Below are 25,909 nucleotides of genomic sequence, written 5' to 3'. Positions count from 1 at the left end.
CGAGTCCGCCGGCGACGTCCGCCGAGCGACCGGAGAATCGCACAGGCCAGGCAGGCACTCGCCCGTCTCACAGCCCCGCGCGCTCACACTCCCGGCCGGATCGACCATCGGCGGGGAAGTCGGCCGGGACGCCGCACGCCTTGAAGGCAGCCGACAGTGGCCCCAACGCTGCCGATCTGGCGATGGGCAGGATGGACCACCAGCTCAGCGGCTTCCGCTTCAACCAGGGGCACGACCGGGGGCCTGGTTCACGTAACTATGTGATCATGATATATACGTCCTTCACGTCTTCTTCACTTTCGGTTTCCTAGGCTGGGACTCCTCGTGAGCGCTGCTGGTTCCGGCGGGCGGGTGCACCCCGCCCGCCCTGGTGATCCTTCCCGTGTCGGCCCCTACCGGATCATCGGCCGTCTCGGCTCGGGCGGCATGGGGACCGTCCATGCCGGTCTCACCGCCGACGGGCTCAGGGTCGCCGTCAAGGTGATTCACCCTGCGCAGGCCGAAGACCCGGAATTCCGGGCCCGGTTCCGCCGCGAGGTGCAGCTGTCCGCGCGCGTGCAGGGGCCGTGCCTCGTGCCGCTGCTCGCCGCCGACCCCGAGGCCGACGCGCCCTGGCTGGCGACTGCCTATGCTCCGGGCCCTACCCTCAACCAGTACCTGGCCGACCACGGCCCCCTGACGGGCGCTACCTTGCACGCCTTCGCGACGGGCACGGCCCAGGCACTGGCGGCCGTCCACGAAGCCGGCGTCGTCCATCGGGACGTGAAGCCGCAGAACGTCATCCTCACCCCGGCCGGCCCTCGGGTCCTCGACTTCGGCATCGCCCGCGCCGCCGACGGCACGAGCGTGACCCGGACGGGCGTCATGACCGGTACCCCCGGCTGGATCAGCCCCGAGTACTACCGCACCAGCACCGCCGGGCCGGAGGGCGACATGTTCGCCTGGGGCGCGCTCGTCGCCTACGCCGCCACCGGCCGGCTCCCGTTCGGCACCGGCGCGCCGGACGTGGTCGCGTTCCGTGTGATGTCCGGGGACCCCGACCTGGACGGTGTACCCGAGGAACTGCGCGAAGTCGTGGAGAGCGCCCTCGCGAAGGAACCCGCCGACCGGATATCCGCCGCCTCGGCCGCCCAGAAGTGCTCGGGGTTCCTCGCCTCCCAGGCCACCCAGGTCCTCGCGGGCGGCGACGGACCGGCACCCACCCGGATCGGCGAACTGGTCACAGCCGTATGGGAGATGCCCGCCGTGGACGACCCCACCTGGCACGCCCCCTCCCTACCCTCCCGCAGACGGACCGTCACGACCGTGCTCGTGGCCGCCGCCGTGATCGGTGCTCTCGCCGGGGGCGCCTTGGCCTTGCCGGCCGCCTTCCCGGACGGCGGAGACCGGGGCGGCGCACGGGCCGCCACCGCAGGCCGGACGACCGCGTCCCCGGCCCGGCACGCCGGCGGCGCGACCGGGCCCGTCGGAACCCCTGGCCCCGCTGCGGCGACGCGGACCGCGGCCGATCCGCGCGGGGTCCGCGTACCGACCGATCCGCTGGCCGGCGTGGCCCATCCCGCCTTCACGCGGGCCGGTGACGAGGCCCAGCCGTCGGACGACGAGTGGAGAGCGAGCACCACCGCGGGCGCCCAGGAGGAGAAGGACACCGCCCAGGCCATCGAGGACGACGTGAGGTCCATGCTCGCCACCAAGGGCCTGGATCACCTCACTGCCACGGTCACGTTCAACCGGCGTGCGCAGACCGTGATGGTGACCGGCGGGCCGGTCTCCCAACTGCCGCAGGACGAGCAGGAGGTGTTCCGCAGGGCAGGAGAAGCGGCATCCTGCACCACTCTCGCCCACCGCCTCCAGGCCGGACCTGCCACCTGGCCCTACGGCCGTTACTCCGTCTTCTGGAAGAACTCCGACGTCGACACCGAGGCGGACATCCTCGGCTTCGGCCAGGCCACCGACGGGTGCTACAACGAGGTCGCCGGGCAGTGGCGGGGAGACGAAACCGGTATGGCGACGGCGCAGATACCCAGTACCGACAAGGACGAGATCCGGGTCGCCGACGCCACGGACAAGGCCATCACCGCTGCGTGGAAGACCCGAGTCGCCGAGGACGACGGCGTGGACCCCTCCGCCGCGGACGACGACATCAGCCTCGGGTTCGACCCGGCCGAGAAGGCCGCGTACGTGTGGATCCAGGACACCTATGGAGCGCTGATCGGCCGTGCCCAGAGAGACAACTTCCAGGATGTCGCCCGAAGGACGACCTGCGGCAGGCTCAGGGACGAGTACAGCAGGAACCAGTCCTGGCAGTACATGCGCTGGTCCGTGGCTGTCTACGGCGGGAACATGGGAACCCCCGAGTTCATCGGCTCGGGTGACTGCCTCTCCTGACCCGACCGGACCGCGTCACGGGTGGCGACGGCCTGCCGCCACCTCACGGTCGTAGCGCTCGCGGGCCCGCACGGCGGCCTCGCGGGCGGCCGCTCCGGCCACCGGCGAGGCCGACGGGCAGCGGGGCGCCGGTGAGGGATCCGTCTGCGGCGCGGTGGCGGTTGGCGGTGACCGAAGCGTTCGGCGCCCACCGACTCCGACAGGCCGCCGATGGGACCCCCGCAGCTGAGTCTGGCTTGGGCTCTGGCGGAGGCGCAGGCCCATCATCTCGCGGGGCTGGGGATCTTCGCCCGTGCCGAGCGTTCTGCCGCCAAACAGCGAGCGGAAGCGGACGCGCCCCTCTATCTCGCCGCCGAAGAGGCCCGCCTGCACAGCGTCCACCAGCGGCTCGTCGCCGAGGCCGACCAGTGGCGGCGGTGCCTGCTCGGTAACGACGAGGAAACCGTGTGCGAGACGGTCGACTACGCCTTCTCCGACAACCCCGCCGCAGGCTGTGCGCTGGGAGTGTCCGGGCTGCAGAGTCTCCTCGACCATGCCCAGGACGACCCAGCCCAGGGCGACGCCACCCTGGCCGACCTGGACGGCGACCTCCGCGCCCATGTCCCCGACGCGCACTCCGCTCACTCACCGGATCACTACCGCATCCGCCCCTTCGCCGAGTGGAAGAGTCAGGCGACCCTGTCGCCGTGCATGGCTCCGGGCCACACCGCCGCAACGGCGGGCTTCGTGCCCGCCCCGCCGAGCCACGCCCCTGCCACCGCGCTTGCATCGGCGTGTCCGCAATGCAAGACCTGCCCGGGAACTTCTTGACCAGCCTGGTGGACATCTGCTGAACTCCCGAACCATGAACCCGCGCGTGGACCTGACCCGGCGGCGCCACATCGATCTGGCGCACGTCTCCAGCGCGTTTTGTTGTCGCTGACCCGGGAAGTGCTCCCCGGCGGCGGCCGGTGTGCGCCCATGGCGCGTGCCTGGCAGCGGCGGTGCAAAGCCGCTGACACCGCGATGCCTCCCCGCGGGATCGTCGTCTCCACCTCCTGAGGGCTCCCGCTCTCCTCTCCTTCTCGTGTGAGCCGGGAGCCCGTTCGCGCACGCCGACGCGGTCGCCGAGAGCGCGGCTGTAGCGGTCCTTCGGCCAGGCGCTCCTCTCTCCGGTCCGCCCAGCCCGGCGTTCCGCACGTGGTCGAGCAGTCCTGCGCAGTGCCGGCCCATTTACCCGACGTCCCCATTTCCAGCACCCCTTGGCGTGCCCCATCTGTCCGGGAGGGACCCCCTCATGCCTCCGTCCATCCGCAAACTCACCGGCCGCATCGGCGCGGCCGTCGAGGGCGTCGACCTCACCGCGCCGCCCGACCCCTTGACGGTCACGGCGCTGCGTGACGCCCTCAACGAGCACAAGGCGATCGTGTTCGACGACGTGAACCTCGACCATGCCGGTCAGGAACGTGTGGCCGGTTGGTTCGGCGAACTCACCACCGCTCACCCGAACGTGCCGGCCGCCGACGGTACGACGAACGTGCTCGCCGTCGACAGCGAGACGTCCAAGGCCAACGAGTGGCACACGGACGTCTCCTTCGTGGTCAACCCGCCGCAGGCCACCACGCTGCGGTCGGTCGTGACCACGCCGTACGGCGGCGAGACGCTCATCGCGAACGCTGCCGCGGCCTACCGCGACCTGCCCGAACCGCTGCGGGCCCTCGCGGACTCGCTGCGCGTCGTGCACACCAACCGGTACGACTACGCCCGCCCTTCGGCCACGACGGCACAGCGACAGGAGTACGACCGGATTTTCGTCTCGACGCCGTACGAAGCGGAGCACCCGGTCGTCCGGGTACATCCGCTGACGGGCGAACGCGGGTTGTTCATCGGCGGGTTCGCCAGGCAGATCATCGGTCTGTCGAGCAGCGAGTCGGCCGAACTGCTGCGCCTCTTCCAGTCGTACGTGACCCGTCCGGAGAACATCCTGCGCTGGACCTGGGCGCCCAACCAGCTGCTGATCTTCGACAACCGGATCACCCAGCACTACGGGGTGGACAACTACGACGACCACCCCCGCCGCCTGAACCGGGTGACGATCGCCGGAGACGTTCCGGTCGGCGTCGACGGACGCCGCAGCGAGCAACTCGTCGGCGATGCCTCGCACTACAGCAGCGTGCTGGAGGTGGCGGCATGACCGAACTCAGCCTCAAGGCGCCTGCCGTCGGCGAGAGCCCGGACACCAAGACGACGAGCGCGCGGGAACGCGAGGTGTTCCTACCGCGCGACGCCCGCCGTCGAACGCCGATCAGCACGCTCCTCGAGCGCCTGCGCTGGCCGCTGGGCATCTACACGACTCCCGTCGTGATCCTCATCGCCTGGGAGGTGCTCGCCCGGGCCGGAGTGCTCGCGAAGACCTACGCTCCGGCACCGACCTCCATCGTGAAGTCCGCCGCCGATCTGTGGCAGCAGGGCGTCCTCGGGCCCGACCTGGCCATCTCGCTGCAGCGGGCCGGCACCGGTCTCGCCATCGGGCTGACGGTGGGCGTCATCACCGGCGTGCTCGGCGGGCTGCTGCGCAGCGGTGAATACCTGTTCAACGGCCTGGTGCAGGTGCTCAACACGATCCCTCTCCTCGCGGTGCTGCCGCTGATGATCGTGTGGTTCGGCATCGACGAGCTCACGAAGGTGCTGCTGATCTCCTTCGGAGCCGGCGTCCCGATGTATCTCAACCTGTTCGCCGCGATCCGGGGCGTCGACCAGCGGCTGATCGAGATGGCGCGCACGACGGGCGCGGGCACCTGGCGCCTGGTGACGCGGGTGCTGGTGCCCGGAGCCCTGCCGGGCTTCCTGGTCGGTCTGAGGTTCTCCCTCGCGTACAGCGTGCTGGGCCTCGTCGCCGCCGAAACGGTCAACGCCGACAAGGGACTCGGCTTCCTCATCACCCAGGGGCAGACCTATCTCCAGACCAACCAGGTCTTCGTGGGGCTGGTGGTCTACTCGCTCCTCGGTCTGCTCGCCGACCAGTTCGTCCGGGCTCTCGAGCGGGTGCTGCTGCGGTGGCGACCCAGTTATGAGGCGTCATGAGCAGCGCTGTCGCGACCGAGACCCGTCGGCAGACCGGGGTCGCCGTCGAGCAGGTGGTCCGTCGGTTCGGTGACCGGGTGGTGCTCGACCACCTCGACCTCACGATCGCCGACGAGGAGTTGGTGATCCTGCTCGGCCCTTCGGGCTGCGGCAAGAGCACTCTTCTGCGTCTGCTCGCCGGACTGGACCGGCCCGACGGAGGGCGTGTGGAGGTCCCGGCACGGCGTGCGATCGTCTTCCAGGCCGACCGGCTGCTGCCGTGGCAACGGGTCCTGCGCAACGTCACGCTCGGCCTGCACGGACCCGGCGCCGACCAGCGGGCCCGCGACGTGCTCGCCGAGGTCGGACTCTCGGGCCGTGAGAAGGCATGGCCCAAGGAGCTCTCCGGAGGCGAGGCCCAGCGGGTGTCGCTCGCGCGAGCACTGGTCTCGGAGCCCGAACTGGTGCTGCTCGACGAGCCGTTCGCGGCCCTCGACGCCATCACACGGCTGCGCATGCACGACCTCGTACGCGCGCTGCGGACCAGGCACCACGCCGCCATGCTGCTCGTCACCCACGACGTCGACGAGGCGATCGCCCTGGCGGACCGCATCGTCGTCATGAGCAACGGCCGTATCGGCACCTCACACGACGTGCACCTCTCCGCCGCGGACCGTGAGGCGAGCGTCGCACGCGAGACACTCCGCGCCCGGCTCCTGGAAGACCTCGGCCTCGCCGGCCAGCACTGACTTCCCCGAACACCCTCACCCAGCACAGAAAGCACGACAAACCATGCGAAAGACGACCACCAGACTCATCGGCGCCGTCGGCTCGCTCGCCCTGGCGGGCACCCTGGTCGCCTGCGGATCGTCGTCGTCGGACACCGACGCGCCGCTGAGCAACGCCGCCGACACGAGCGACGCCAAGCACCCCGAGTGGAGCAAGTACACCTTCACCATCGGCGACAACGGCGGTGACGGCAGCCAGGAGCTGGCGAAGCTGACCGGCGTGTTCGACAAAGCGCCCTACAAGGTGAAGTTCGCCCGGTTCACCTACGGCCCGCCGCTCGTGCAGGCCGCCGCCTCGGGCCACATCGACCTCGGCAGCGTCGGCGACGTCCCGCCGATCACGGGTGCCGCGAAGGAATACGGCTTCAAGGTCGTCGCCGTCAACCGCTCGCTCACGCCCGACCAGGCCGTGGAGAACATCATCGTGCCGAAGGGCTCGAAGCTGAACACCGCAGCCGACCTCAAGGGCAAGAGGATCGCCGTCCCGCAGGGCAGTTCGGCCCACGGTCTGGCACTGAACGCACTGAAGAGCGTCGGCCTCACCCCCAAGGACGCCAAGCTGGTCTTCCTCGACCCGGCGGCAGGCGCGACGGCGTTCAACACCGGCAAGGTGGACGCCTGGTCGATCTGGAACCCGCAGTCGGCCATCGCGGTCAAGAACGGAGCGCGGATCCTGGTGAAGGGTCTGCCGCCGATCGACCAGACCAGCAGCTACTACGTCGCCAGTGACACGTCCCTGAAGGACAAGACCAAACGCGCGGCTCTCACGGACGTCCTGAAGAGGCTCTCGCGGGAGTTCGCCTGGGCCGTCAAGAATCCCGACAAGTATGCGCAGGCGCTCTCGAAGGAGCAGGGCATCCCGCTGGACGACGCCAAGGCGTCCCTGGCCGCCTACTCGAACCGGGTGACCCCGGTGGACCAGTCGGACATCGAGCTGGAGCAGAAGCTCGCCGACGCCTTCCTGGAGGCGGGCCAGATCACCAAGAAGGTCGACATCAAGTCGATCACCGACAACCTCCTCCCGGCCGGCTACGACAGCTCCAAGCTGAAGGTCACCTCATGAGCGCGAGACGGCGGCTCCACCTCAACGCCTTCCTCATGGAGGCGGGTCACCATGAAGCAGCATGGCGGCTCCCTGAAAGCAACCCGCGGGCCGACTTCGACCTCCGGCACTGGATCGAGCTGGCCCGGCTCGCCGAGAGCGCCAAGTTCGACTCGCTGTTCCTTGCGGACGGCCCCGCCCTCATCGGAACCGGCGAGTTCCGGCCGCCGGGCCAGCTGGAACCGCTGACCCTGCTCACCGCCCTGTCCCAGGCGACGAGCAGGATCGGCCTTATCGCGACCGTGTCCTCGACCTACAACGAGCCGTACAACCTCGCCCGCCGGCTCGCGTCCGTCGACCACGTCAGCGCAGGCCGCGCCGGCTGGAACATCGTCACCTCGGCCGGGGCTGACGAGGCCGCCAACTTCGGCCTCGACGCCCGCCCGGGCCACGCCGAGCGCTACGCCCGCGCCGACGAGTTCCTGAAGGTCGCCAAGGCGCTGTGGGACAGCTGGGAGGCCGAGGCCGTCCTCGCGGACAGGGCCACGGGACGCTACGCCGACCCCGCGCGGCTGCACCGGCTCGGCCACCATGGCCGGTACTTCAAGGTGGCCGGCCCGCTCAACGTGGAGCGTCCACCGCAGGGCTACCCGCTGCTCGTCCAGGCCGGCTCCTCCGAGGACGGTAAGGACTTCGCGGCCCGCCACGCGGAGGCGATCTTCACCGCCCACACGACGTACGAACGCGCCGCCGCCTTCTATGCCGATATCAAGGCCCGCACCAGGACCGCGGGGCGCGACCCGGACGGTGTGATCGTCCTGCCGGGCATCGTCCCGTACATCGGGTCGACCGAGGAGGAGGCCCGGGAGCTTGCACGGGAGTTCGACGAGCTGCGTGTGCCGGAGTACGGACTGCGCCAGCTGGCCGCCGTGTTCGAGACCGAGCCGTCGGTCTTCGCACTCGACGACCCTCTGCCGGACTCCATCCTCGCCAGGCCGAAGCTGGAAGGCTCGCAGAGCCGTTCCGACCTGATCATCGATCTCGCGGTGCGCGAGCGGCTGACGGTTCGCCAGATCATCTCCCGGCTCGGCGGCGGGCGCGGCCACTTCGAGTTCGTCGGCACGCCCGAGCAGATCGCGGACACGATCATCGCCTGGTTCGAGGGCGGTGCCGCGGACGGGTTCAACATCATGGCGCCCGCCCTGCCGTCAGGCCTCGCGGCCTTCGTGGAGCATGTGCTGCCGATCCTGCGCGGCAAGGGCCTGTTCCGCGAGGAGTACGAGGGCACGACCCTGCGCGAGCACTACGGCCTTCCGGTCCCGGCGAACCAGTTCCACGGCTGAACCGCTTCCCGTGGGCGGCCCGCTCGCGACTGCCGCCGCTCCCACTTCCCGGAGCGGCGGGAGTCCGCCCGCGCCGCGGGCCGAGGGCCTTCTCGGGGCCGCCAGGAGACGGGCGAGCGTGGTCTTGCCGGTGCCGGGCAGGCCGCCCGCCCATGACGATGAGCACAGGGTCATCCCTGCGTCAGCCGTCGCGAAGAAGCGTCGTACGCCTGGGCGTTGCGCACGAAGAGCTCGTGCAGGTCGCGGACCGCCCGCGGAACGGAGCCGGAGTGGCGGCGCTGCAGTACCAGAAGTACATCGGTGGTGTCCCCCGCGAGCGGCCGCACAGTGATCGCGCCCCGTCGCTCCAGAGGGTCGCCGACGACGCTGAAGTCCGGCAGCACCGTGGCCCCCAGCCCCTCGGCCACCATCAGCTTGCCCATCTCCGCGCCGTCGGTGGAGTACGAGAAGGACGGAGCCCGGCCGCGGAGCAGCCGGTGCACGAAACGGTGCATCACATAGCCGGACCGCATCACGACCAGCGGCTCGGCCAGGAGACTGTCCGCGTCCACCGCGTCCAGGGCCGCCAGCGGACTGTCCGGACGCACGCACACCACCGGCCGGCCGCAGAGCAACTCCGTCGTCTCGAAGCCGGGCGGCATGTCGTCGCCCCGGAGGTAGTTCACCAGTCCCAGGTCGAAGGCGCCCTCCAACAGCCCGCGGTGGATGTCGGCCTGCTGCGCGCCGACCAACTCCACCTGGGTCACCGGGTGCGAGGCCCGGAACTCGCGCACGGCCGGGATGACCAGCGGCACGGTAGCCGTGTTCACCGTGCCGAGTCGGACCATGCGGCTGATGCGGTGCTGGTCGCCGGCCGCGCCGCGCAGCCGGTCGACCGCTTCCAGCACGCTCATGATGTGCGGCAGCAGCTCGCGTCCCTCGTCGCTGATCTTCGCCCCGGACCGCTTGCGTTCCAGCAGGTCCACGCCCAGCTCGCGCTCAAGATTGCGTACGGTCTCGCTGAGCGCCGGCTGGGAAAGGTGCAGTTCCTCGGCGGCCCGCCGCAGCGAACCGAGCCGTGTGACAGCAGTGATGTATTCGAGCTGTTCGATACGCACGAACAGGAGACTGCGCCCTCCTGAGGACCGGGTTCAAGGGAATCCCTGTCACAACCTCGTGAATACCGACTCTCAGCATGTGGAATCGCATCCGGGCATTCTTGACCGGCCGGACTCCCTCCTGGTTCGATCGGTGGCATGAAGCGACAGGACCTCACGCGGCGGCGCCACGTCGACCTTGCGCGTGTTTCCAGCGCCTTCTGTCGCTGTCGGGTCTGAGCGCACCCGAGGGAAACCCTCCCACCCGCTCCCTCTGCGACTTCCTGCCGTGAATTCCGGTCCCGGCTCATTTCCGTCGTGACGACGGCTTTCTCGTGAAACGCCGCTCCAGCGTGCCTGAATTCCGCGGAGCTCATTCGTCCTGCCCGCGCAGCATTCCCTGCCAGGAGTTCCCATGCCTGCATCCTCCGCACACCCCGGATACGATCCCGTCCGCTTCGCCTACTGGGTGCCGAACGTCAGTGGCGGTCTGGTCACCAGCAAGATCGAGCAGCGCACCGACTGGGGCTACGACTACAACCGCGAACTCGCCGTCCTCGCCGAGAACAACGGCTTCGACTACGCGCTCAGCCAGGTCCGCTACATGGCGAGCTACGGCGCCGAATACCAGCACGAGTCGACCGGTTTCAGCCTCGCCCTGCTGCTCGCCACGCAGCGGCTGAAGGTCATCGCCGCCGTGCATCCCGGCCTGTGGCACCCGGGTGTACTCGCCAAGTTCGGGGCCACCGCCGACCACTTGTCGAACGGCCGTTTCGCCGTCAACGTCGTCAGCGGCTGGTTCAAGGGCGAGTTCACCGCGCTGGGCGAGCCCTGGCTGGAGCACGACGAGCGCTACCGGCGCTCCGAGGAGTTCATCCGCGCCCTGCGGAAGATCTGGACCGAGGACCACGCCGAGCTCGCCGGTGACTTCTACCGGTTGCGCGACTTCTCCCTCAAGCCCAAGCCACTCAACACCCCCGAGCGCCCGCACCCGGAGATCTTCCAGGGCGGCAACTCCACCGCCGCGCGCGCCATGGCCGGCCGCGTCTCCGACTGGTACTTCTCCAACGGCAAGGACTTCGACGGCGTCACCGAGCAGATCGCCGACGTCCGCTCCTCCGCCGCCCAAGCGGGCCGCGTCGCACCGAAGTTCGGCCTCAACGGCTTCCTCATCGCCCGCGACACCGAGGCTGAGGCCCGCGAGACGCTCCGCGAGATCGTCGCCAAGGCCGACGCCCAGGCCGTGCACGGCTTCCGCGACGCCGTCCAGCAGGCCGGTCCGTCCACCGGCGACGGCAAGGGCATGTGGCAGGACTCCACGTTCGAGGACCTCGTCCAGTACAACGACGGCTTCCGCACGGGTCTGATCGGCACCCCTGAGCAGATCGCCGAGCGGATCGTCGCCTACAAGAGGCTCGGCGTCGACCTCTTCCTCCTCGGCTTCCTGCACTACCTGGAGGAGGTGGAGTACTTCGGCAAGCGGGTGCTGCCCCTGGTGCGCGAACTGGAGGCACAAGAAGCCGCGTCCGAGCCCGCCGCCGCCCACGCCTGACCGCGGCCCGCACACGAAACGACGAACCGAAAGGTCTCCCATGGCCACTGTCCTGTCCGTCTCCGGAAGCCCTTCCGCCACCTCCCGCACCGCTCGGCTGCTGCGCCACCTGGACGAGCGGCTCATCGCGCAGGGGCACGAGGTGATTGCGCTGGATGTTCGTACCCTGCCCGCCGAGGCGCTGCTCGGGGCCGACTTCGGTCACCCGGCGATCCTCCGGGCCACCGCCCTGTTCGAGCAGGCGGACGGGGTGATGATCGGTACCCCCGTCTACAAGGCCGCCTACTCCGGACTGCTGAAGTCCCTGCTCGACCTGCTCCCGCAGTACGCGCTGGCGGGCAAGACGGTCCTCCCGCTGGCCACCGGCGGCTCCACCGCCCACGTCCTGGCCATCGACTACGCGCTGCGCCCGGTGCTGGCCTCCATGGGCCCTGCGCACATCACGCCGGGATGGTTCACGCTCGACAAGGACATCACGGTGGGCGAGGACGGAACACTGACCGTCGCGTCGGCATCGGCCGAGGCTCTCGCGCAGGTGACGGACCGGTTCTCGGCCGCGCTGGGCGGGCGGACGACGCTGCTGGCGGCCGTCGGATGAGCGTCGCGCGCGTCATCGCGGACGACGCCGAGGCCCTTGCCGTGGCTGCGGAGCTGGCCGTGGACTTCCGCAAGGGCGCCGCCGAACGGGACGCGCGGCGCAGGCTCCCGCACGCGGAGCTGGAACGGCTGTCCGCCTCCGGGCTGCTCGCCGTGACCGTGCCCGCCCGGTTCGGCGGCGCGGACGTCCGTGCGGACACGCTCGCCGAGACCTTCCGGCTACTTGCCGCCGCCGACGCCAGCCTGGCCCAGATCCCGCAGAGCCACTTCGTGTATCTCAACGTGCTGCGTCGGCAGGGGACCGACGAGCAGCAGGAGTTCTTCTTCGGCGAGGTACTGGCCGGCAAGCGGTTCGGCAACGCTCAGTCCGAGGCGGGCACCCAGCACGTCCAGGACATCCGCACCCGCCTCGCCCGGCGCCCGGACGGGGCGTACATCCTCGACGGCGTCAAGCACTACTCCACCGGCGCGCTGTTCGCCCACTGGATCCCCGTCCTCGCCCGCTGCGAGGACGACACGCTGCACGTGGCTTACGTCCCGCGCGACGCGCCCGGCCTCACGGTCGTGGACGACTGGGACGGCATGGGACAGCGCACCACCGCCAGCGGAACCGTCCGCCTGGAGTCGGTGCCCGTGCCCGCCGACCGCGTCGTGCCCCACCACCTCACTTTCCAGGGCCCCCAACTCCATGGTGCGGTAGCTCAGTTGCTGCACACGGCCATCGATGCCGGGATCGCCTCCGGGGCCCTGGCCGAGGCGGTGGAGTTCGTCCGTACGAAGAGCCGCCCCTGGTTCGAGAGCGCCGCCGAAGGGCACGCGACCGCCGCGGAGGATCCGCTGTTGATCCAGCGGTTCGGCGAACTGGCGATCAGAGCAAGGGCTGCCGAAGCGTTGCTTCGCGAGGCCGCCCGCGCGGTCGACGAGGCCCGCGCCGATCTGACCGACGACTCGGCCGCCGAGGCATCGATCGCGGTGGCCACCGCGAAAGTGACGGCGGCCGAGGCCGCCCTGGAGGTCGCCAGCGCCCTTTTCGAGGTTTCCGGCACCCGCTCGGCGCTCGACTCCCTGGGTTTGCACCGCTATTGGCGCGACGCGCGCACTCACACCCTGCACGACCCGGCCCGCTGGAAGGTCCAGCACATCGGCCGTTACGTGCTGGGCGGCACCAAGCCGCCCCGGCACGGCCTCCTCTGACGAACGATGACGAACGCCGACGACCACCGATCGGAGCCCCACGTGTCCCTCAGCTTCCACTGGTTCCTGCCCACCAACGGCGACAGCCGCCACATCGTCGGCGGCGGCCACGGCACCCCCGCCACGGAGTCCGGGCGCGACCGGCCGCCGACGGTCGCCTACCTGAGCCAGATCGCCCGCGCCGCCGAGGACCTGGGCTTCGCCGGCGCGCTCACGCCGACCGGTGCGTGGTGCGAGGACGCGTGGCTGACCACCGCCATGGTCAGCCAGAACACCGAGCGCCTGAAGTTCCTCGTCGCCTTCCGCCCCGGCTTCGTCTCGCCGACGCTCGCGGCGCAGATGGCCTCCACCTTCCAGCGGCAGACCGGCGGACGGCTCTTGCTCAACGTGGTCACCGGCGGTGAGAGCCACGAGCAGCGGGCCTACGGGGACTTCCTGGACAAGGATGCGAGGTACCGCCGTACCGGCGAATTCCTTGAAATTGTCCGGGGGTTGTGGGAGGGCAAGACCGTCGACCTGTCCGGCGAGCACCTCCGGGTCGAGGACGCCGGGCTGGCCCGGGTGCCCGATCCGGTGCCCGAGGTGTACTTCGGTGGTTCCTCGGCGATCGCCGGGGAGGTGGCCGCGCGGCATGTCGACGTCTACCTCACGTGGGGTGAGCCGCCGGCGCAGGTCGCCGAGAAGATCGCCTGGATCAGGAAGCTGGCCGCGCGGGAGGGTCGCAGCGTCCGCTTCGGAATCCGGTTGCACGTCATCACCCGCGACACCTCCGAGCAGGCCTGGGCCGAGGCGGAGCGGCTGCTGGCGGGATTCGATGCGGAGACCGTGCGGCAGGTGCAGGCGGGGCTTGCCCGCAGTGAGTCGGAGGGCCAGCAGCGGATGCTGGCCCTGCACGGGGGTGGGAGCCTCCCCCACGCTCGACTTCGCTCGCGCGGGGGGACCCCCACCGGGCTGGAGATCCATCCCAACCTGTGGGCGGGCATCGGGCTGGTGCGGGGCGGGGCGGGGACCGCCCTGGTCGGCAGTCACACCGAGGTTGCCGAGCGGATCAAGGAGTACGCCGCGTTGGGGGTCGAGGAGTTCATCTTCTCCGGGTATCCGCATCTGGAGGAGGCGTACTGGTTCGGCGAGGGCGTACTGCCGAAGCTCCAGGCGCAGGGTCTGTGGCGGCACCCGTACGGGCAGCAGGCGGCCCCCGCCGCCCAGGTCCCCTTCGCCGGCGGCGGGAGCGCGCGATGACCAGGCGATCGCCGACGACGCCGAGGCGGTCGCCAAGTGCCCGCGAGGCCACCGGGCGCGACGCTGACGGCGTCCTGCCGCCCACAGAACTCGGCGAACGGTCGGACTCCGGGATGCCGGGCATCACCGTGCCGCGCTCCGACGGAGATCGCGAGGTGAGTGCCCGCCGACGCGACGCGGCAGGACGTTCCGGCCAGGCGGAGCCGGAGCGCGGGGATCGCCCCCAGCCCGGTCCGGCAGACGGGCAGATCGCTGCTCGTCCCCCGGACCGGTCCAAGGGAGAGAGGGGGCACGGCGGCCCCGGGTCTCTTAGCGCTTGTGGCCGTTGCCGTGTCCGTCGGGGTGCAGGACGACCTTCGTCCAGCCCTCGTCACGGGCGTCGAAGTGCTCGTAGGCGGTGGGTGCCTCGTCCAGGCTCAGCTCGTGGGAGACGACGAAGCTCGGCTTCGCCTTCCCGCCGGCGATCAGGTCCCGCAGCGCCCGGTTGTACTTCTTCACCGGTGCCTGCCCCGTGCCCATGCGCTGGCCCTTGAACCACATCATGCCGAAGTCGATCGGGACCTTGCCCTGGGCCTCCAGCTCGCCCTGGGCCTCCGCGCCGCCGGGGTCCTGGGGCAGGAACACGCCCACCACGCCGATGTCGCCGGTGAACCTGACCGAGTCGATCAGGCCGTTGAGCGTGAGGCTGGCGTCCTCGTGTCCCTGGGGGTCGTGGGCCTGGTAGCCGACGCATTCGCAGCCGTTGTCGGCGCCCAGACCGAGGGTGGCCTCCTTGACGACCTCCGCCGGGTTCTGCTCGGCGGTGTTGATCGGGATGGCCCCGATCTCCTCCGCCTTGCGCAGCCGGTCGGGCTGGTGGTCGGCCGTCCAGACGCGGCCGGCACCCTTGAGGAGGGCGGAGTAGGTCGCCATCAGCCCGACGGGACCGGCCCCGAAGACGATCGTCTGGTCGCCCGGCTTGACGTGGGCCATCTCGGTGGCGTGATAGCCGGTGGGGAAGATGTCGGCGAGCATCACGTAGTCGGTCTGCCGCTCGGCGGCGTCCTCGCCCAGACGCAGCGCGTTGAAGTCGCCGTAGGGCACGCGCAGCAGTTCCGCCTGGCCGCCCTGATAGGGGCCCATGTCGGCGAATCCGTAGGCGGCTCCCGCGAGGGCGGGTTCCGGTTGCATGGTCAGGCAGTAGTTGGTCAGGCCCTGCTCGCACTGCTTGCAGAAGCCGCAGGCGATGTTGAAGGGCAGGACCACGTACTCGCCGACCTGGACCTTGCGGACGGCCGGGCCGACCTCCACCACCTGGCCCAGGTTCTCGTGTCCCAGGGTGCGGCCGGACTCGAACGAGGTGCGGCCCTCGTACATGTGCAGGTCCGAACCGCAGATGTTGGTGGTAGTGATCTTGACGATGATGTCGCAGGGATGTTCGATCTTCGCGTCCGGTACGTCCTTCACTGTGACCGTTCGCGGTCCTTCGTATACCGCTGCTTTCATGGTGACTTCCGTTGATGTCGCGGCATGGCGGTGATGGAGGGGGCGCAAAGAGCCTGACTCTCAAAAAGTGCTGCGACGGGGTCCGTGGCTCCGGCACGCCTCTGCTGGCCGTCTCCTGGATCAGATGGAGCGGTCGTTCTGTCGCCGGCGCCGCCAGGCGGAGCTTCGGCGCTCCGGCGGCGTGCCGTGCGGGTCCCCGTCGACCCCCGAGACGAAACAACCACGCACCGACCGATCAGCGCAATCTCCGGACCCGGACGACCGCCGGCGGCACGCCTCCGACCGAGGTCACCCGCTAGTCACCGCGGTCGTCCTGCAGCATGCTGCGACGCTCCTGTTCGCGCTTGGAGTAGGCGGCTGCCCGGATCGCCTCATCGCTCTCCAGGCCCGATCCCAGCGCGCCGCCCACCGTGGCGACCGAAGCGACGAACCAGGACAGCGTCCAGTACTCCGCGGCGTGCAGCGGCGTTCGGGTCGTGGAAGCGAACACCCGTTCGTTGAGGATGAACAGCGCCCACACCAAGTTGATGACCATCAAACCCACGTAGCAGACGATCACCCCGATACCCACGGTCACGATCGTCGAGGCGTTGTAGAGAGCAGCCCTCTTCCTCGCCTCCGGCGAAACCTCATCCGTTCGATGCCACAGGTTCGCGTCCACGATCAGCCAGCCGATCATGAGAGCGACAGATCCGACCATGGCGATGACCAGGCGTGGCGTGCTCAGGTAGGTGGCCAGGTTCCAGATGGTGGAATTCACGGTGGCGACCGCTCCCGTGGCGAGGGCGGCCGCCAGGGCCTTCGACAAGCCCGGCACCAAGCGCCACGGCCGGTTGGCGCGGACCATACCGCCGAGCACCCTCAGGTAACCGCGCGGCCCACTGACGACGTACCGCAGATCGGCGATCTCCTCCTCACCGATCTGGCCCGGACGGATAGGCGCGAGACGACCGGTGAAGGGTCCCCGCAGCGGCTGACTTCCCGGAGGCTCCTCGGCCCCGGTGGCCTGCGGGCCCGCCAGGCTGAGCACGGCTTCTTCCACGGCCTGGCGGGCCCTGGTCTGCAGCCGGAAGCCCCCCAGCGTGGGAAGGGACAGCAGTATCAAGCCGTGTTCGTGACTCAGATCCGCCGCGAGCTTGTGCCCGTGTGAGTGCAGCGGAAGGTCGGTGAGGGCCACGACGATGTCCCAGTTCCCCTTACTTCCGCGGTCCATGATCCGGCGCATCAATGTGGACAGGTCCTCGGTCCCTGCGGTGAAGGGCTCACTGACCACCTCGACGTCGAAGCGTCGTCCGTGGCCCGACCTGTCGGCGAGCCGATCAGGAAGCGTCTGGGCGATGCGCTGCGCGATCTCCGTCGGCGTATCCGGATCCGCCAGAAGAGCCACGACCGTAACGTCCTGAGACGACACCCGCATGACCGGCCCCTTCCAGTCGGCTGACCCGGCGCTCACCAGTGCCCAGAATGTCCCCGATATAACGCCGACACCGCGTGACACGCTGGTCCGTGCCCATACCATCGGGCCTTACCCGGGAGCGGGGCCCGGTGACGGCACCTGTCGCGCGGTTCGCGGCGCGATCAGGTAATCAGGAACGGTGAACAAGGACGCGACCGACCCCTTCGTGCATGTCCGGGGCGCCGGTGAGAACAACCTGCGGAACATCGACGTCGACGTTCCGCGGGACGCGATGGTCGCCTTCACCGGCGTCTCCGGTTCGGGCAAGTCCTCGCTCGCGTTCGACACGCTCTACGCGGAGGCCCAGCGGCGCTACTTCGAGTCCGTGGCACCGTACGCCCGCAGGCTGTTGCAACAGGTGGGCGCACCGCACGTGCAGGAAATCACCGGACTGCCACCGGCCGTGGCCCTGCAGCAGCGACGTGGGGCGCCCAGCTCGCGCTCGACGGTCGGCACCCTCACCACGCTGTCCAATCTGCTGCGCATGCTGTACTCCCGCGCCGGCACCTATCCGCCCGGGGCCGCACGGCTGGAAGCCGAGTCGTTCTCACCCAACACCGCGGCCGGCGCCTGCCCGGAGTGCCACGGACTGGGTGTCGTGCACGACGTCGCCGAGGACCTGCTCGTCCCGGACCCCTCGCTGAGCATCCGTGAGGGGGCGATCGCCGCCTGGCCGGGCGCCTGGCAGGGCGCCAACCTGCGCAGTGTCGTGAGCGGCCTGGGGATCGACATCGACCGACCGTGGCGCAGGCTCAGGAAGAGGGACCGGGACTGGCTGCTGTACACGGACGAACAGCCCTCGGTGTACATCGAGCCGGAGGAGGGCCGCGTCGACTACGGCTACCAGGGCAAGTTCTGGAGCGCCCGCAAGCACGTCATGCACGTTCTCGCCGACTCCAAGAGCGAGAAGATGCGCGAACGGGCGCTCCGGTTCGTCAGGAGTGTGCCCTGCCCCGCCTGTCACGGCAGCGGACTGCGGCCCGAGGCGCTCGCCGTGACCTTCGCCGGACGTTCCATCGCCGAGATCAACGCGATGCCGCTCACCGAGGTCGTGGCGCTGCTGCGGCCCGTCGCGGGGCGGTCCGAGGCCGACGCCACCACGTCGACCGCCCGATCCGGGGAGACGACCGAGGTCGCGGTCCGGATCTGCGGCGATGTGGTCGCGCGGGTCGACGTACTGCTCGACCTGGGCCTCGGATATCTCAGCCTCGGGCGCCGCTCGACGACCCTGTCGCCCGGCGAGGCACAGCGCCTGCGGATCGCCACCCAGCTGCGCTCGGGGCTGTTCGGCGTGGTCTACGTCCTCGACGAGCCCTCCGCGGGCCTGCACCCGGCTGACGCCGAACCGCTGCTGGACGTGCTGGACCGCCTCAAGGCGGCGGGCAACTCGCTGTTCGTCGTGGAGCACGACATGGACGTCGTACGGCGGGCCGACTGGGTGGTCGACATCGGCCCCGGTGCGGGCGAGGGCGGCGGGCGCGTGCTGTACAGCGGCCCGGTCGCCGGTCTTGAGCGGGTCGAGGAGTCGGCCACCAGTCAGTACCTGTTCGGGCGTGCCCAGCCGCTCGATCACCGCCCGCGCACACCGCACGGCTGGCTGCACCTGAGCGGCGTCTCCCGCCACAATCTGCACGACGTGTCCGTCGACGTACCGCTCTGCGTCCTGACGGCGGTGACGGGCGTGTCCGGTTCCGGAAAGTCGACGCTGGTGACGCAGGTGCTCGCCGAGGTCGTCCGCGGCCACCTCGGACTCGTACCCGAGGAACCCGACGAGGCGCAGCTGGAGGTCGACGTCCAGGACGCGTCGGGAGTCGAGTCGTTCGACCGGCTGGTCCGCGTCGACCAACGGCCCATCGGCCGAACCCCCCGGTCCAACCTGGCCACCTACACCGGCATGTTCGACGCGGTGCGCAAGCTGTACGCGGCGACGGACGAAGCCAGGGCGCGCGGCTACCCGGCCGGGCGGTTCTCCTTCAACGTGCCCGAAGGGCGGTGCGAGACCTGCCAGGGCGAAGGATTCGTCGCGGTGGAACTGCTGTTCCTGCCCGGCACCTACGCACCGTGCCCGACCTGCGAAGGCGCCCGCTACAACGCCGAAACGCTGGAAGTCACCTACCGCGGCAAGAACATCGCGGAGGTACTGGCGCTGTCCGTCGACGCCGCCGCCGAGTTCCTGTCCGCCGTCCCGGCCGCCTCCCGCAGTCTGGAGACGTTGCGCGAGGTGGGACTGGGGTACCTGCGGCTGGGCCAGCCCGCGACGGAACTCAGCGGCGGTGAGGCACAACGCATCAAACTGGCCACCGAACTGCAGCGAGCCCGCCGCGGGCACGCGCTCTACCTGCTCGACGAGCCGACGGCGGGGCTGCACCCCTCGGACATCGCGCTGCTGCTGCGACAGCTGCACCGGCTCGTCGACGCCGGCAACACGGTCGTCCTCGTCGAGCACGACCTGGCCACGATCGCCACCGCCGACTGGGTCATCGACCTCGGTCCGGGCGGCGGCGACGCGGGCGGGCGGGTGGTCGCGGCGGGCCCGCCGGCCAAGGTGGCGAGGGCCCGCCGCAGCGCCACCGCACCCTATCTCGCGGCCCGGCTCGCCCGCTCCTGATCTCGCGGCCCGGCACGCGCGCTCCTGACGACAGAGCCGTGCCGTGGGACCGCACGAGACGTGGCAGGGACCGGCCCGTTGTGACGCGGAACCCCTCACGGCACCGGTGAGCGGCGCGTGTGGCTGCTGACAACCGGTGCCCGGGCGCCCAGGATCACACGAGGTGGACCGTGCGGCCGCTGACCGGTGACTTGGGGCCGTAGCAGTATGCGCCGCGACCCGTGGACAGCAGCGGTGCGCCCAGCGCTTCGGCGAGCAGGCTGGAGGAGCACGAGGCGAGCACCTCGGGACCGACCAGACGGTGGTCGGCGCACTTCGCGTAGGACTGTCCTGCGGTGACCGTCTCCGCCACCGAAGCCACGGGCAGGTCGAACCCGCCCTGCTCGTGGAACGAGCGCAGCTCGCCGGCGGACAACTGCGTATGCTCCGCGTCGCACTCGTCGTCCCAGCACGTGCGCATGGCGGAGGAGACGGCCAGTGCGACGCTCGACGCCACGAGGCGGATCTCGCCACGTAGCGCCGCCGTGCGAAGGACCGCTGCTCGGGAAGAGTGAGACGTTGCTATGTGATAAAGAGCAAACGAGTCAGTGACAGCTGTACTGCCCAGGGCGCCCAAGAGTTCTTCTGGGGTGACCATCGCAGATTCATTCCTCATCGTTGAGTTGAAATGAGTCGGCACCCATACCGCTGTTTACGGATCGGGTGCTTTGCGTGTTTCCGGTGTCAGCCGGCCAGCAGGCCGTAGAGATGCCGGGTGATGTCCTGGACGAGCAGGCGCTCATGCTGGACGACGAAGAAGTGCCCACCCGGCAGCACCGCCTCGCGCACGCCACCGCGGATCACGTCGGACCAGCCGTTCACGTCGTCCGCGTCGGTGCCCGGATCGGCGGAGCCGCGGTAGAAGACGGCGGTGGTGTCCAGTGCCGCGGGTGGCTCCGGGCGACGGTACGTCCGGCAGATCCTGAAGTCGCCGCGTACCGCGGGGAGGGTCACCTCACGCAGTTCCGGGTCATCGAGTACGTGCGTGTCCGGGCTCCCCAGCTCGTGCAGTTTCCGCACCAGGGCCTGATCGTCGTCGCAGTCGACGTCCAGGGGCCGCACCCGGTGGGGGGCCGCGCGTGCGGCCAGGAAGAGCGGAATCCCACCGATTCCGTATGTGCTCTGGAAACGGGCGGCCACCTCGAAGGCCACCGAGGCTCCCATGCTGTGGCCGAACATGGCCAACGGCCGGTCGGCCAACGGCACGAGAGCGGCGGCGACCGCGTCGGCGAGCTCGTCCATGGAGCCGGCACACTCCTCTCCCAGCCGTTCCTGCCGGCCGGGGTACTGGACCGCCACCACGTCGATCTCTGTCGGAACCGACTCGGGCCACGAGCGGAAGAAGCTGGCGGCGGAGCCGGCCGGCGGGAAGCAGACGAGACGTGCCTTCACGTCCCCGGCCGCGGGGCGGTGACGACGCAACCACCGGGAGTGCTCGCCACCGGTCCGTGCGGAAACCGTGTGCGCAACGGCACCGCTCTGACACGTGGTCAGCGCTGTATTCGACGTGCCCACCCCGCTTGTCCCCCTGTTTCTCCCATGCACCCTACCCTGCTCGCCCGAAGGCGCCGGTACCTCCTCGAGGCTACGCTCACTCACTTTTCCTTGACATATCGTCAACTAATCGAAGCCTCGTGCGTCTTCGGGATGGCGAACGAACCTCCCTTGACGCAGCGGGATCACATCCTTATGATCATCCGTCAAGTAGTCAAGACTGTCCGGAAATCTCTCACAGAGGGCGCTGGCAGGGCTTCTGCTGCGGGGGATCAGGGGGACGCGACTACGTCCCTATCGATGTCTGTCCGGACATCTTTCCAGGTGTTGCTCGCCATTCCTGCTGCGCCCTGTCGCCGGACCCATCCACGGCTCAGCAGAACGAGGTTGCGGCATGACCAACCCCTTCGAGGACGCAGACGGAACGTACCTGGTCCTGATCAACGACCAGGAGCAGTACTCCCTGTGGCCCGGCACGATCGACGTGCCCGCCGGCTGGCGGATCGCCCTCGACGCAGCCCCGCGCCAGGAGTGCATCGAGTACATCGACACCCACTGGGTGGACATGCGGCCCAAGGACCTGCGCGAGGCCATGTCCGCCGGTTCCTAGCGCGAGACCGAACCCAGCCGTCGAGGCTGCGGGACTGCACAGTCGCGGCCCGGTGCCCAACGATCAGATCCGCCACCCAGGGCCGCCGACCACAGATCCCCTGGGGAATCACGTTCACTTCAGGGGAAGACTTCAGGTGTCTGGTACTCGCTCGTCCTGGCCCTTGTCCGCCGCTCAGTCGGGCGTCTGGTTCGCCCACCAACTGGGCGTCACGGACCTCGAGTACAACGTGGCGCAGAGTGTCGAGATCGACGGGCCCGTCGATGTGGCGGTCTTCCGGCGGGCCATGGACCAGGTCCTCGCGGAGACGGAGACCTTCCGGGTCGCCTACAGCGAGGAGAACGGAGAGATACGTCAGACCCTGGAGCCGGACCACGGCCCCGGCCTGGTGTTCCACGACCTCTCGGGGGAGCCCTCACCCGACAAGGCCGCCGAGTCACTCGTCCGTGCGGACCTGTCCCGCCGCCTCGACCTCCTGAACGGCGACTGCCAGTACAGCTTCCTCCTGCTGAAACTCGCCGATGACCGCTTCCTGTGGTACCAGCGCAGCCACCACGTCGCCATGGACGGCTACGGCGGCGCCCTGTTCACCCGCCGCCTCGCCGACATATACAACGCACTCATCACCGGCGCCACCCCCGCCGCCACCCCCTTCGCGTCCCTCGGCGACCTCCTCGCCGAGGAGAACGCCTATCGCGCCTCCGACGCCTTCGTCCGGGACCGTGAGCACTGGTCGGCCCGCCTCGCCGGCCACGAGCCCGCCACTGCCGCGCACACCGCGCTCCGCGTCAGGACCGCCGTACCCGACGGAGCCCCCTCGCCGGCCACCGTACGGATCACCTCGCACCTGCCGGCCGCCACGACGGAGGCACTGCGCGCCGTCGCGCGCGAAGCCAGGACCCACTGGTCCGCCGTCATCACCGCCGCCACGGCCGTCTACTTCCAGAGCCTGACCGGATCCCCCGACGTCCTGCTCGGCCTCCCGGTCACGGCCCGCACGAGCGCGACGTCGCGCCGCACCCCCGGCATGGTCTCCAACATCGTCCCCCTGCGCGTGACGGTGCCGGCAAACCACACGTTCCGGCAGGCCGTCGCCGAGACGGCACGCGAGATGAAGGCGGCACTGCGCCACCAGCGCTACCGCCACGAGGACGTGCTGCGCGACACCGGAGCGGCCCCGGGCGACGGCCGCTTCTTCGGCCCCATGGTCAACGTCATGTCCTTCGACGACGACCTGTCCTTCGGCGGGCACCGCGCCACGGTGAACAACCTCGCCAACGGCCCTGTCGACGACCTGTCGTTCGCGGTGTACGGCCGGACCGGGGAGAGCGGCCTGCGGATCGACCTCGACGGCAACACCTCCCGGCACACGGCCGACGAGGTCGCCCAGCACCTGGAGCGGTTCGAGCGTGTCCTCGCCGCCCTCGTCGCCGCCCCGCAGACCCAGGCCGGCCGCGTCGACGTCCTGTCCGACGACGACCGTCGACGCGTCCTGCACGAGTGGAACGACACGGCGACCGCCCACCCCGCGGACGGCTGCCCCCTGCTGTCCGCCCGCTTCGAGTGGCAGGCGGCGCGCACACCCGACGCCACGGCCCTCGTCCACGGGGACACGCGGCTCACCTACGCGGAGCTGAACAGCCGCGCGAACCGGCTCGCCCGGCTACTCGTCGCGCACGGCGCGGGCCCCGAAAGCGCCGTCGGTCTCGCCCTGCCCCGATGCGTGGACCTCGTCGTCGCCATGTACGCGACCGTCAAGGCAGGCGCGGCCTACCTCCCGCTGGACCCCGAGTACCCGCTCGACCGGCTCCACGGCATCCTCGCGGACGCCACGCCCGTCACCGTGCTGGCCTGCGACTCCACGGCCGGCCTCCTCCCCGAGGACACCCACCGCATCCTCCTCGACGACCCGGGGACACGGGCGGCACTTCTCAGCGCCCCCGACGCCGACCTCACCGACGCCGACCGCACGGCACCGCTGCTCCCCTCCCACCCCGCATACGTCATCCACACGTCCGGCTCCACCGGGCGCCCCAAGGGCGTCCTGATCACACAGGAGGCGATCGACAACCGGCTGGCCTGGATGCAGGCCGACCATCCGCAGGGCCCCGGGGACCGCGTCCTGCAGAAGACCCCCGCAGGCTTCGACGTGTCGGTGTGGGAGTTCTTCTGGCCGCTGCGGGTCGGCGCGACACTCGTCCTGGCCGAGCCCGGTGGGCACAAAGATCCCGCGTACCTCGCCCACCTGATCCGCACCGAACGGATCACCACTCTCCACTTCGTGCCGTCGATGCTCGCCGTGTTCCTGGCGGAGCCCACCGCCGCGCGCTGCGCCGACACCGTACGCCGTGTGTTCTGCAGCGGCGAGGCCCTGCCCCTGCACCTGGCCCGAGCCTTCCGCACCACCTTCGGCGACACCCGTCTCGTCAACCTCTACGGACCCACCGAAGCCGCGGTCGACGTCACCGCCTGGGAGTACCAGGAAGGAACCGGAGCCGGGGGCGCGCCGATCGGCCGCCCCGTGGCCAACACCCGCGTGTACGTCCTGGACCGCCGCCTGCGGCCCGTCCCCGTGGGCGTGGCGGGAGAGCTCTACCTGTCCGGCGTCCAACTCGCCCGCGGCTATCTGAACCGCGCCGGCCTGACCGCCGAGCGGTTCGTCGCGAACCCCCACGGCGCGCCCGGCGAACGCATGTACCGCACGGGCGACCTGGCCCGCTGGCGCGCCGACGGCACTGTCGAGTTCCTCGGACGCGCCGACTCCCAGGTGAAGATCCGCGGCTTCCGCGTCGAACTCGGCGACGTCGAGGCAGCCCTGACCGCACTGCGGGGCATCGCCCGAGCCGCCGTCGTGACCCATGACCGGCACGGCGACCGGCACCTCGTCGCCTACGCCGTTCCGGAGCCCGGTGACGCGGCCGACGGCGCCGAACTCCGCAGGGCACTGGGCGAACGTCTGCCGGAGTTCATGGTGCCGTCGGTGGTGGTGGTGTTGGAGGCGCTGCCGTTGACGGCGAACGGGAAGTTGGACCGGCGGGGGTTGCCGGTTCCGGAGTTCGGTGGTGGTGCGGTCTCGCGTGCGGTGCGTTCGGTGCGTGAGGACGTGTTGTGCGGGGTGTTCGCTCAGGTTCTGGGTGTGGAGCGGGTGGGGGTCGAGGAGAGTTTCTTCGATCTGGGTGGTCATTCGCTGTTGGCGACTCGTGTGGTGAGTCGGGTGCGTGCGGTGCTGGGTGTGGAGTTGCCGCTGCGGGCCCTGTTCGAGGCGCCGTCGGTGGCGTTGCTGGCGGAGTGGATCGGTCGTGCGGAGGGTGCGCGGGCCGGTGTGGTGGCGGTGGAGCGGCCGGCGGTGGTGCCGTTGTCGTTCGCGCAGCGCCGGATGTGGTTCCTGAACCGGCTGGAGGGCACCGACGCCGCCACCTACAACGTCGCCTTCGCCCTGCGCCTCGACGGCACGCTGGACCGCAGCGCGCTGGCAGCGGCCCTCGCCGACGTCACCGAGCGCCACGAGTCCCTCCGCACGATCTATCCCGAGGATCCGTCGGGACAGCCGTACCAGCACGTGCTGCCCGCCCACCAGACCGGCACACTCCTGACCACGCTCCTCAGCGACGAGGAGGTTCTACGGCAGGACGTCGTCACGTTCGCCGCGCGCGGCTTCGATCTGACCACTGAGGTGCCCCTGCGCGCCTGCCTGTTCACCAGGCACGAGACGTCACACGTACTGGTACTCGTGCTGCACCACATCGCGGGTGACGGCTGGTCGATGGCGCCGCTGGCGCGGGACATCACGACGGCTTACGGGGCGCGGGCCGAAGGGCTCGCCCCGGAGTGGGAGCCGTTGCCGGTCCAGTACGCGGACTACGCCCTGTGGCAGCGTGAACTGCTGGGGGACGAGTCTGATCCGGAGAGTGTGCTGAGCCGCCAGGTCGCCTTCTGGACGGAGACCTTGGCCGGGG

General features: G+C 70.1%; 20 protein-coding genes. 15 read left to right on the top strand and 5 right to left on the bottom strand.

Features of this window, described 5'->3' with window-relative positions:
- Positions 1 to 324: 324 nt before the first annotated feature.
- The 7 genes from JK361_RS00095 to JK361_RS00065 all read left to right on the top strand — a co-directional run bounded on the left by JK361_RS00095 (position 325) and on the right by JK361_RS00065 (position 8,603).
- Positions 325 to 2,388: a serine/threonine-protein kinase gene (locus JK361_RS00095; RefSeq protein ID WP_307787089.1), complete on the top strand. Its 2,064-nt coding sequence runs from the start codon at positions 325 to 327 to the stop codon at positions 2,386 to 2,388.
- 210 nt (positions 2,389 to 2,598) lie between these two features.
- Positions 2,599 to 3,198: a hypothetical protein gene (locus JK361_RS00090; protein WP_201813504.1), complete on the top strand. Its 600-nt coding sequence runs from the start codon at positions 2,599 to 2,601 to the stop codon at positions 3,196 to 3,198.
- A gap of 466 nt (positions 3,199 to 3,664) precedes the next feature.
- Positions 3,665 to 4,561, top strand: coding sequence for a TauD/TfdA dioxygenase family protein (locus JK361_RS00085; protein ID WP_201813503.1), 897 nt, complete (start codon positions 3,665 to 3,667; stop codon positions 4,559 to 4,561).
- Entirely contained in the window at positions 4,558 to 5,451 is an 894-nt protein-coding gene (locus JK361_RS00080) for an ABC transporter permease (RefSeq protein WP_201813502.1), read from the top strand. The genes JK361_RS00085 and JK361_RS00080 overlap by 4 nt, the downstream gene beginning before the upstream one ends.
- A complete protein-coding gene (locus tag JK361_RS00075) occupies positions 5,448 to 6,179 on the top strand; it encodes an ABC transporter ATP-binding protein (protein WP_201813501.1) in 732 nt (243 codons plus the stop codon). Before JK361_RS00080 ends, JK361_RS00075 begins: the two co-directional genes overlap by 4 nt.
- Positions 6,180 to 6,222: 43 nt before the next feature.
- Positions 6,223 to 7,281, top strand: a complete 1,059-nt coding sequence (locus JK361_RS00070) for an aliphatic sulfonate ABC transporter substrate-binding protein (protein ID WP_201813500.1) — start codon at positions 6,223 to 6,225, stop codon at positions 7,279 to 7,281.
- Complete coding sequence (locus tag JK361_RS00065) at positions 7,278 to 8,603, top strand: LLM class flavin-dependent oxidoreductase (RefSeq protein ID WP_201813499.1); 1,326 nt, start codon at positions 7,278 to 7,280, stop codon at positions 8,601 to 8,603. The genes JK361_RS00070 and JK361_RS00065 overlap by 4 nt, the downstream gene beginning before the upstream one ends.
- Positions 8,604 to 8,773: 170 nt before the next feature.
- Here JK361_RS00065 and JK361_RS00060 read toward each other — a convergent pair whose 3' ends face one another.
- Complete coding sequence (locus tag JK361_RS00060; RefSeq protein ID WP_201813498.1) at positions 8,774 to 9,700, bottom strand: LysR family transcriptional regulator; 927 nt, start codon at positions 9,698 to 9,700, stop codon at positions 8,774 to 8,776.
- A 138-nt stretch (positions 9,701 to 9,838) separates the two neighbouring features.
- On the opposite strand from JK361_RS00060, the gene JK361_RS42555 reads away from it, so the two are divergent.
- The 5 genes from JK361_RS42555 (at position 9,839) to JK361_RS00040 (ending at position 14,261) form a co-directional block, all read left to right on the top strand.
- On the top strand, positions 9,839 to 9,919 hold the full coding sequence (locus tag JK361_RS42555) for a putative leader peptide (protein ID WP_351225063.1): 81 nt from the start codon (positions 9,839 to 9,841) through the stop codon (positions 9,917 to 9,919).
- Between the two features lie 175 nt (positions 9,920 to 10,094).
- Positions 10,095 to 11,231, top strand: a complete 1,137-nt coding sequence (gene sfnG / locus JK361_RS00055) for a dimethylsulfone monooxygenase SfnG (RefSeq protein WP_201813497.1) — start codon at positions 10,095 to 10,097, stop codon at positions 11,229 to 11,231.
- Positions 11,232 to 11,271: 40 nt separating this feature from the next.
- Positions 11,272 to 11,829: an NADPH-dependent FMN reductase gene (gene ssuE / locus JK361_RS00050; RefSeq protein WP_201813496.1), complete on the top strand. Its 558-nt coding sequence runs from the start codon at positions 11,272 to 11,274 to the stop codon at positions 11,827 to 11,829.
- Positions 11,826 to 13,022 (top strand): SfnB family sulfur acquisition oxidoreductase, encoded by a 1,197-nt coding sequence (locus tag JK361_RS00045; protein ID WP_201813495.1) that lies wholly within the window; start codon positions 11,826 to 11,828, stop codon positions 13,020 to 13,022. The genes ssuE and JK361_RS00045 overlap by 4 nt, the downstream gene beginning before the upstream one ends.
- A 42-nt stretch (positions 13,023 to 13,064) precedes the next feature.
- Positions 13,065 to 14,261, top strand: a complete 1,197-nt coding sequence (locus JK361_RS00040; protein ID WP_201813494.1) for an LLM class flavin-dependent oxidoreductase — start codon at positions 13,065 to 13,067, stop codon at positions 14,259 to 14,261.
- 309 nt (positions 14,262 to 14,570) lie between these two features.
- Here the strand turns inward: JK361_RS00040 and JK361_RS00035 are convergent, their stop codons facing one another.
- Positions 14,571 to 15,746 carry a glutathione-independent formaldehyde dehydrogenase gene (locus tag JK361_RS00035; protein ID WP_201813493.1) on the bottom strand — a complete coding sequence of 392 codons (1,176 nt, stop codon included), beginning with the start codon at positions 15,744 to 15,746 and terminating at the stop codon, positions 14,571 to 14,573.
- Between the two features lie 295 nt (positions 15,747 to 16,041).
- Complete coding sequence (locus JK361_RS00030; protein WP_201813492.1) at positions 16,042 to 17,163, bottom strand: hypothetical protein; 1,122 nt, start codon at positions 17,161 to 17,163, stop codon at positions 16,042 to 16,044.
- 178 nt (positions 17,164 to 17,341) lie between these two features.
- Between JK361_RS00030 and uvrA the strand changes: the two genes are divergently transcribed.
- Positions 17,342 to 19,810, top strand: a complete 2,469-nt coding sequence (uvrA, locus tag JK361_RS00025) for an excinuclease ABC subunit UvrA (protein ID WP_201813491.1) — start codon at positions 17,342 to 17,344, stop codon at positions 19,808 to 19,810.
- 154 nt (positions 19,811 to 19,964) lie between these two features.
- Here uvrA and JK361_RS00020 read toward each other — a convergent pair whose 3' ends face one another.
- Together JK361_RS00020 and JK361_RS00015 are read right to left on the bottom strand one after the other, a co-directional pair.
- Complete coding sequence (locus JK361_RS00020; protein ID WP_201813490.1) at positions 19,965 to 20,306, bottom strand: hypothetical protein; 342 nt, start codon at positions 20,304 to 20,306, stop codon at positions 19,965 to 19,967.
- A gap of 227 nt (positions 20,307 to 20,533) precedes the next feature.
- Positions 20,534 to 21,241, bottom strand: a complete 708-nt coding sequence (locus JK361_RS00015) for a thioesterase II family protein (protein ID WP_201813489.1) — start codon at positions 21,239 to 21,241, stop codon at positions 20,534 to 20,536.
- A 496-nt stretch (positions 21,242 to 21,737) separates the two neighbouring features.
- On the opposite strand from JK361_RS00015, the gene JK361_RS00010 reads away from it, so the two are divergent.
- Both JK361_RS00010 and JK361_RS00005 read left to right on the top strand, forming a co-directional pair.
- A complete protein-coding gene (locus tag JK361_RS00010; protein WP_201813488.1) occupies positions 21,738 to 21,953 on the top strand; it encodes an MbtH family protein in 216 nt (71 codons plus the stop codon).
- Positions 21,954 to 22,089: 136 nt separating this feature from the next.
- A partial coding sequence (locus JK361_RS00005; RefSeq protein ID WP_201813487.1) for a non-ribosomal peptide synthetase occupies positions 22,090 to 25,909 on the top strand: 3,820 nt, incomplete at its 3' end.

It is taken from the genome of Streptomyces musisoli (assembly GCF_016741855.1).
Classification (GTDB): Bacteria; Actinomycetota; Actinomycetes; order Streptomycetales; family Streptomycetaceae; genus Streptomyces; species Streptomyces musisoli.
Note: the sequence above shows the minus strand (reverse complement) of the source record. Positions and strands in the feature narration are given on the sequence as shown.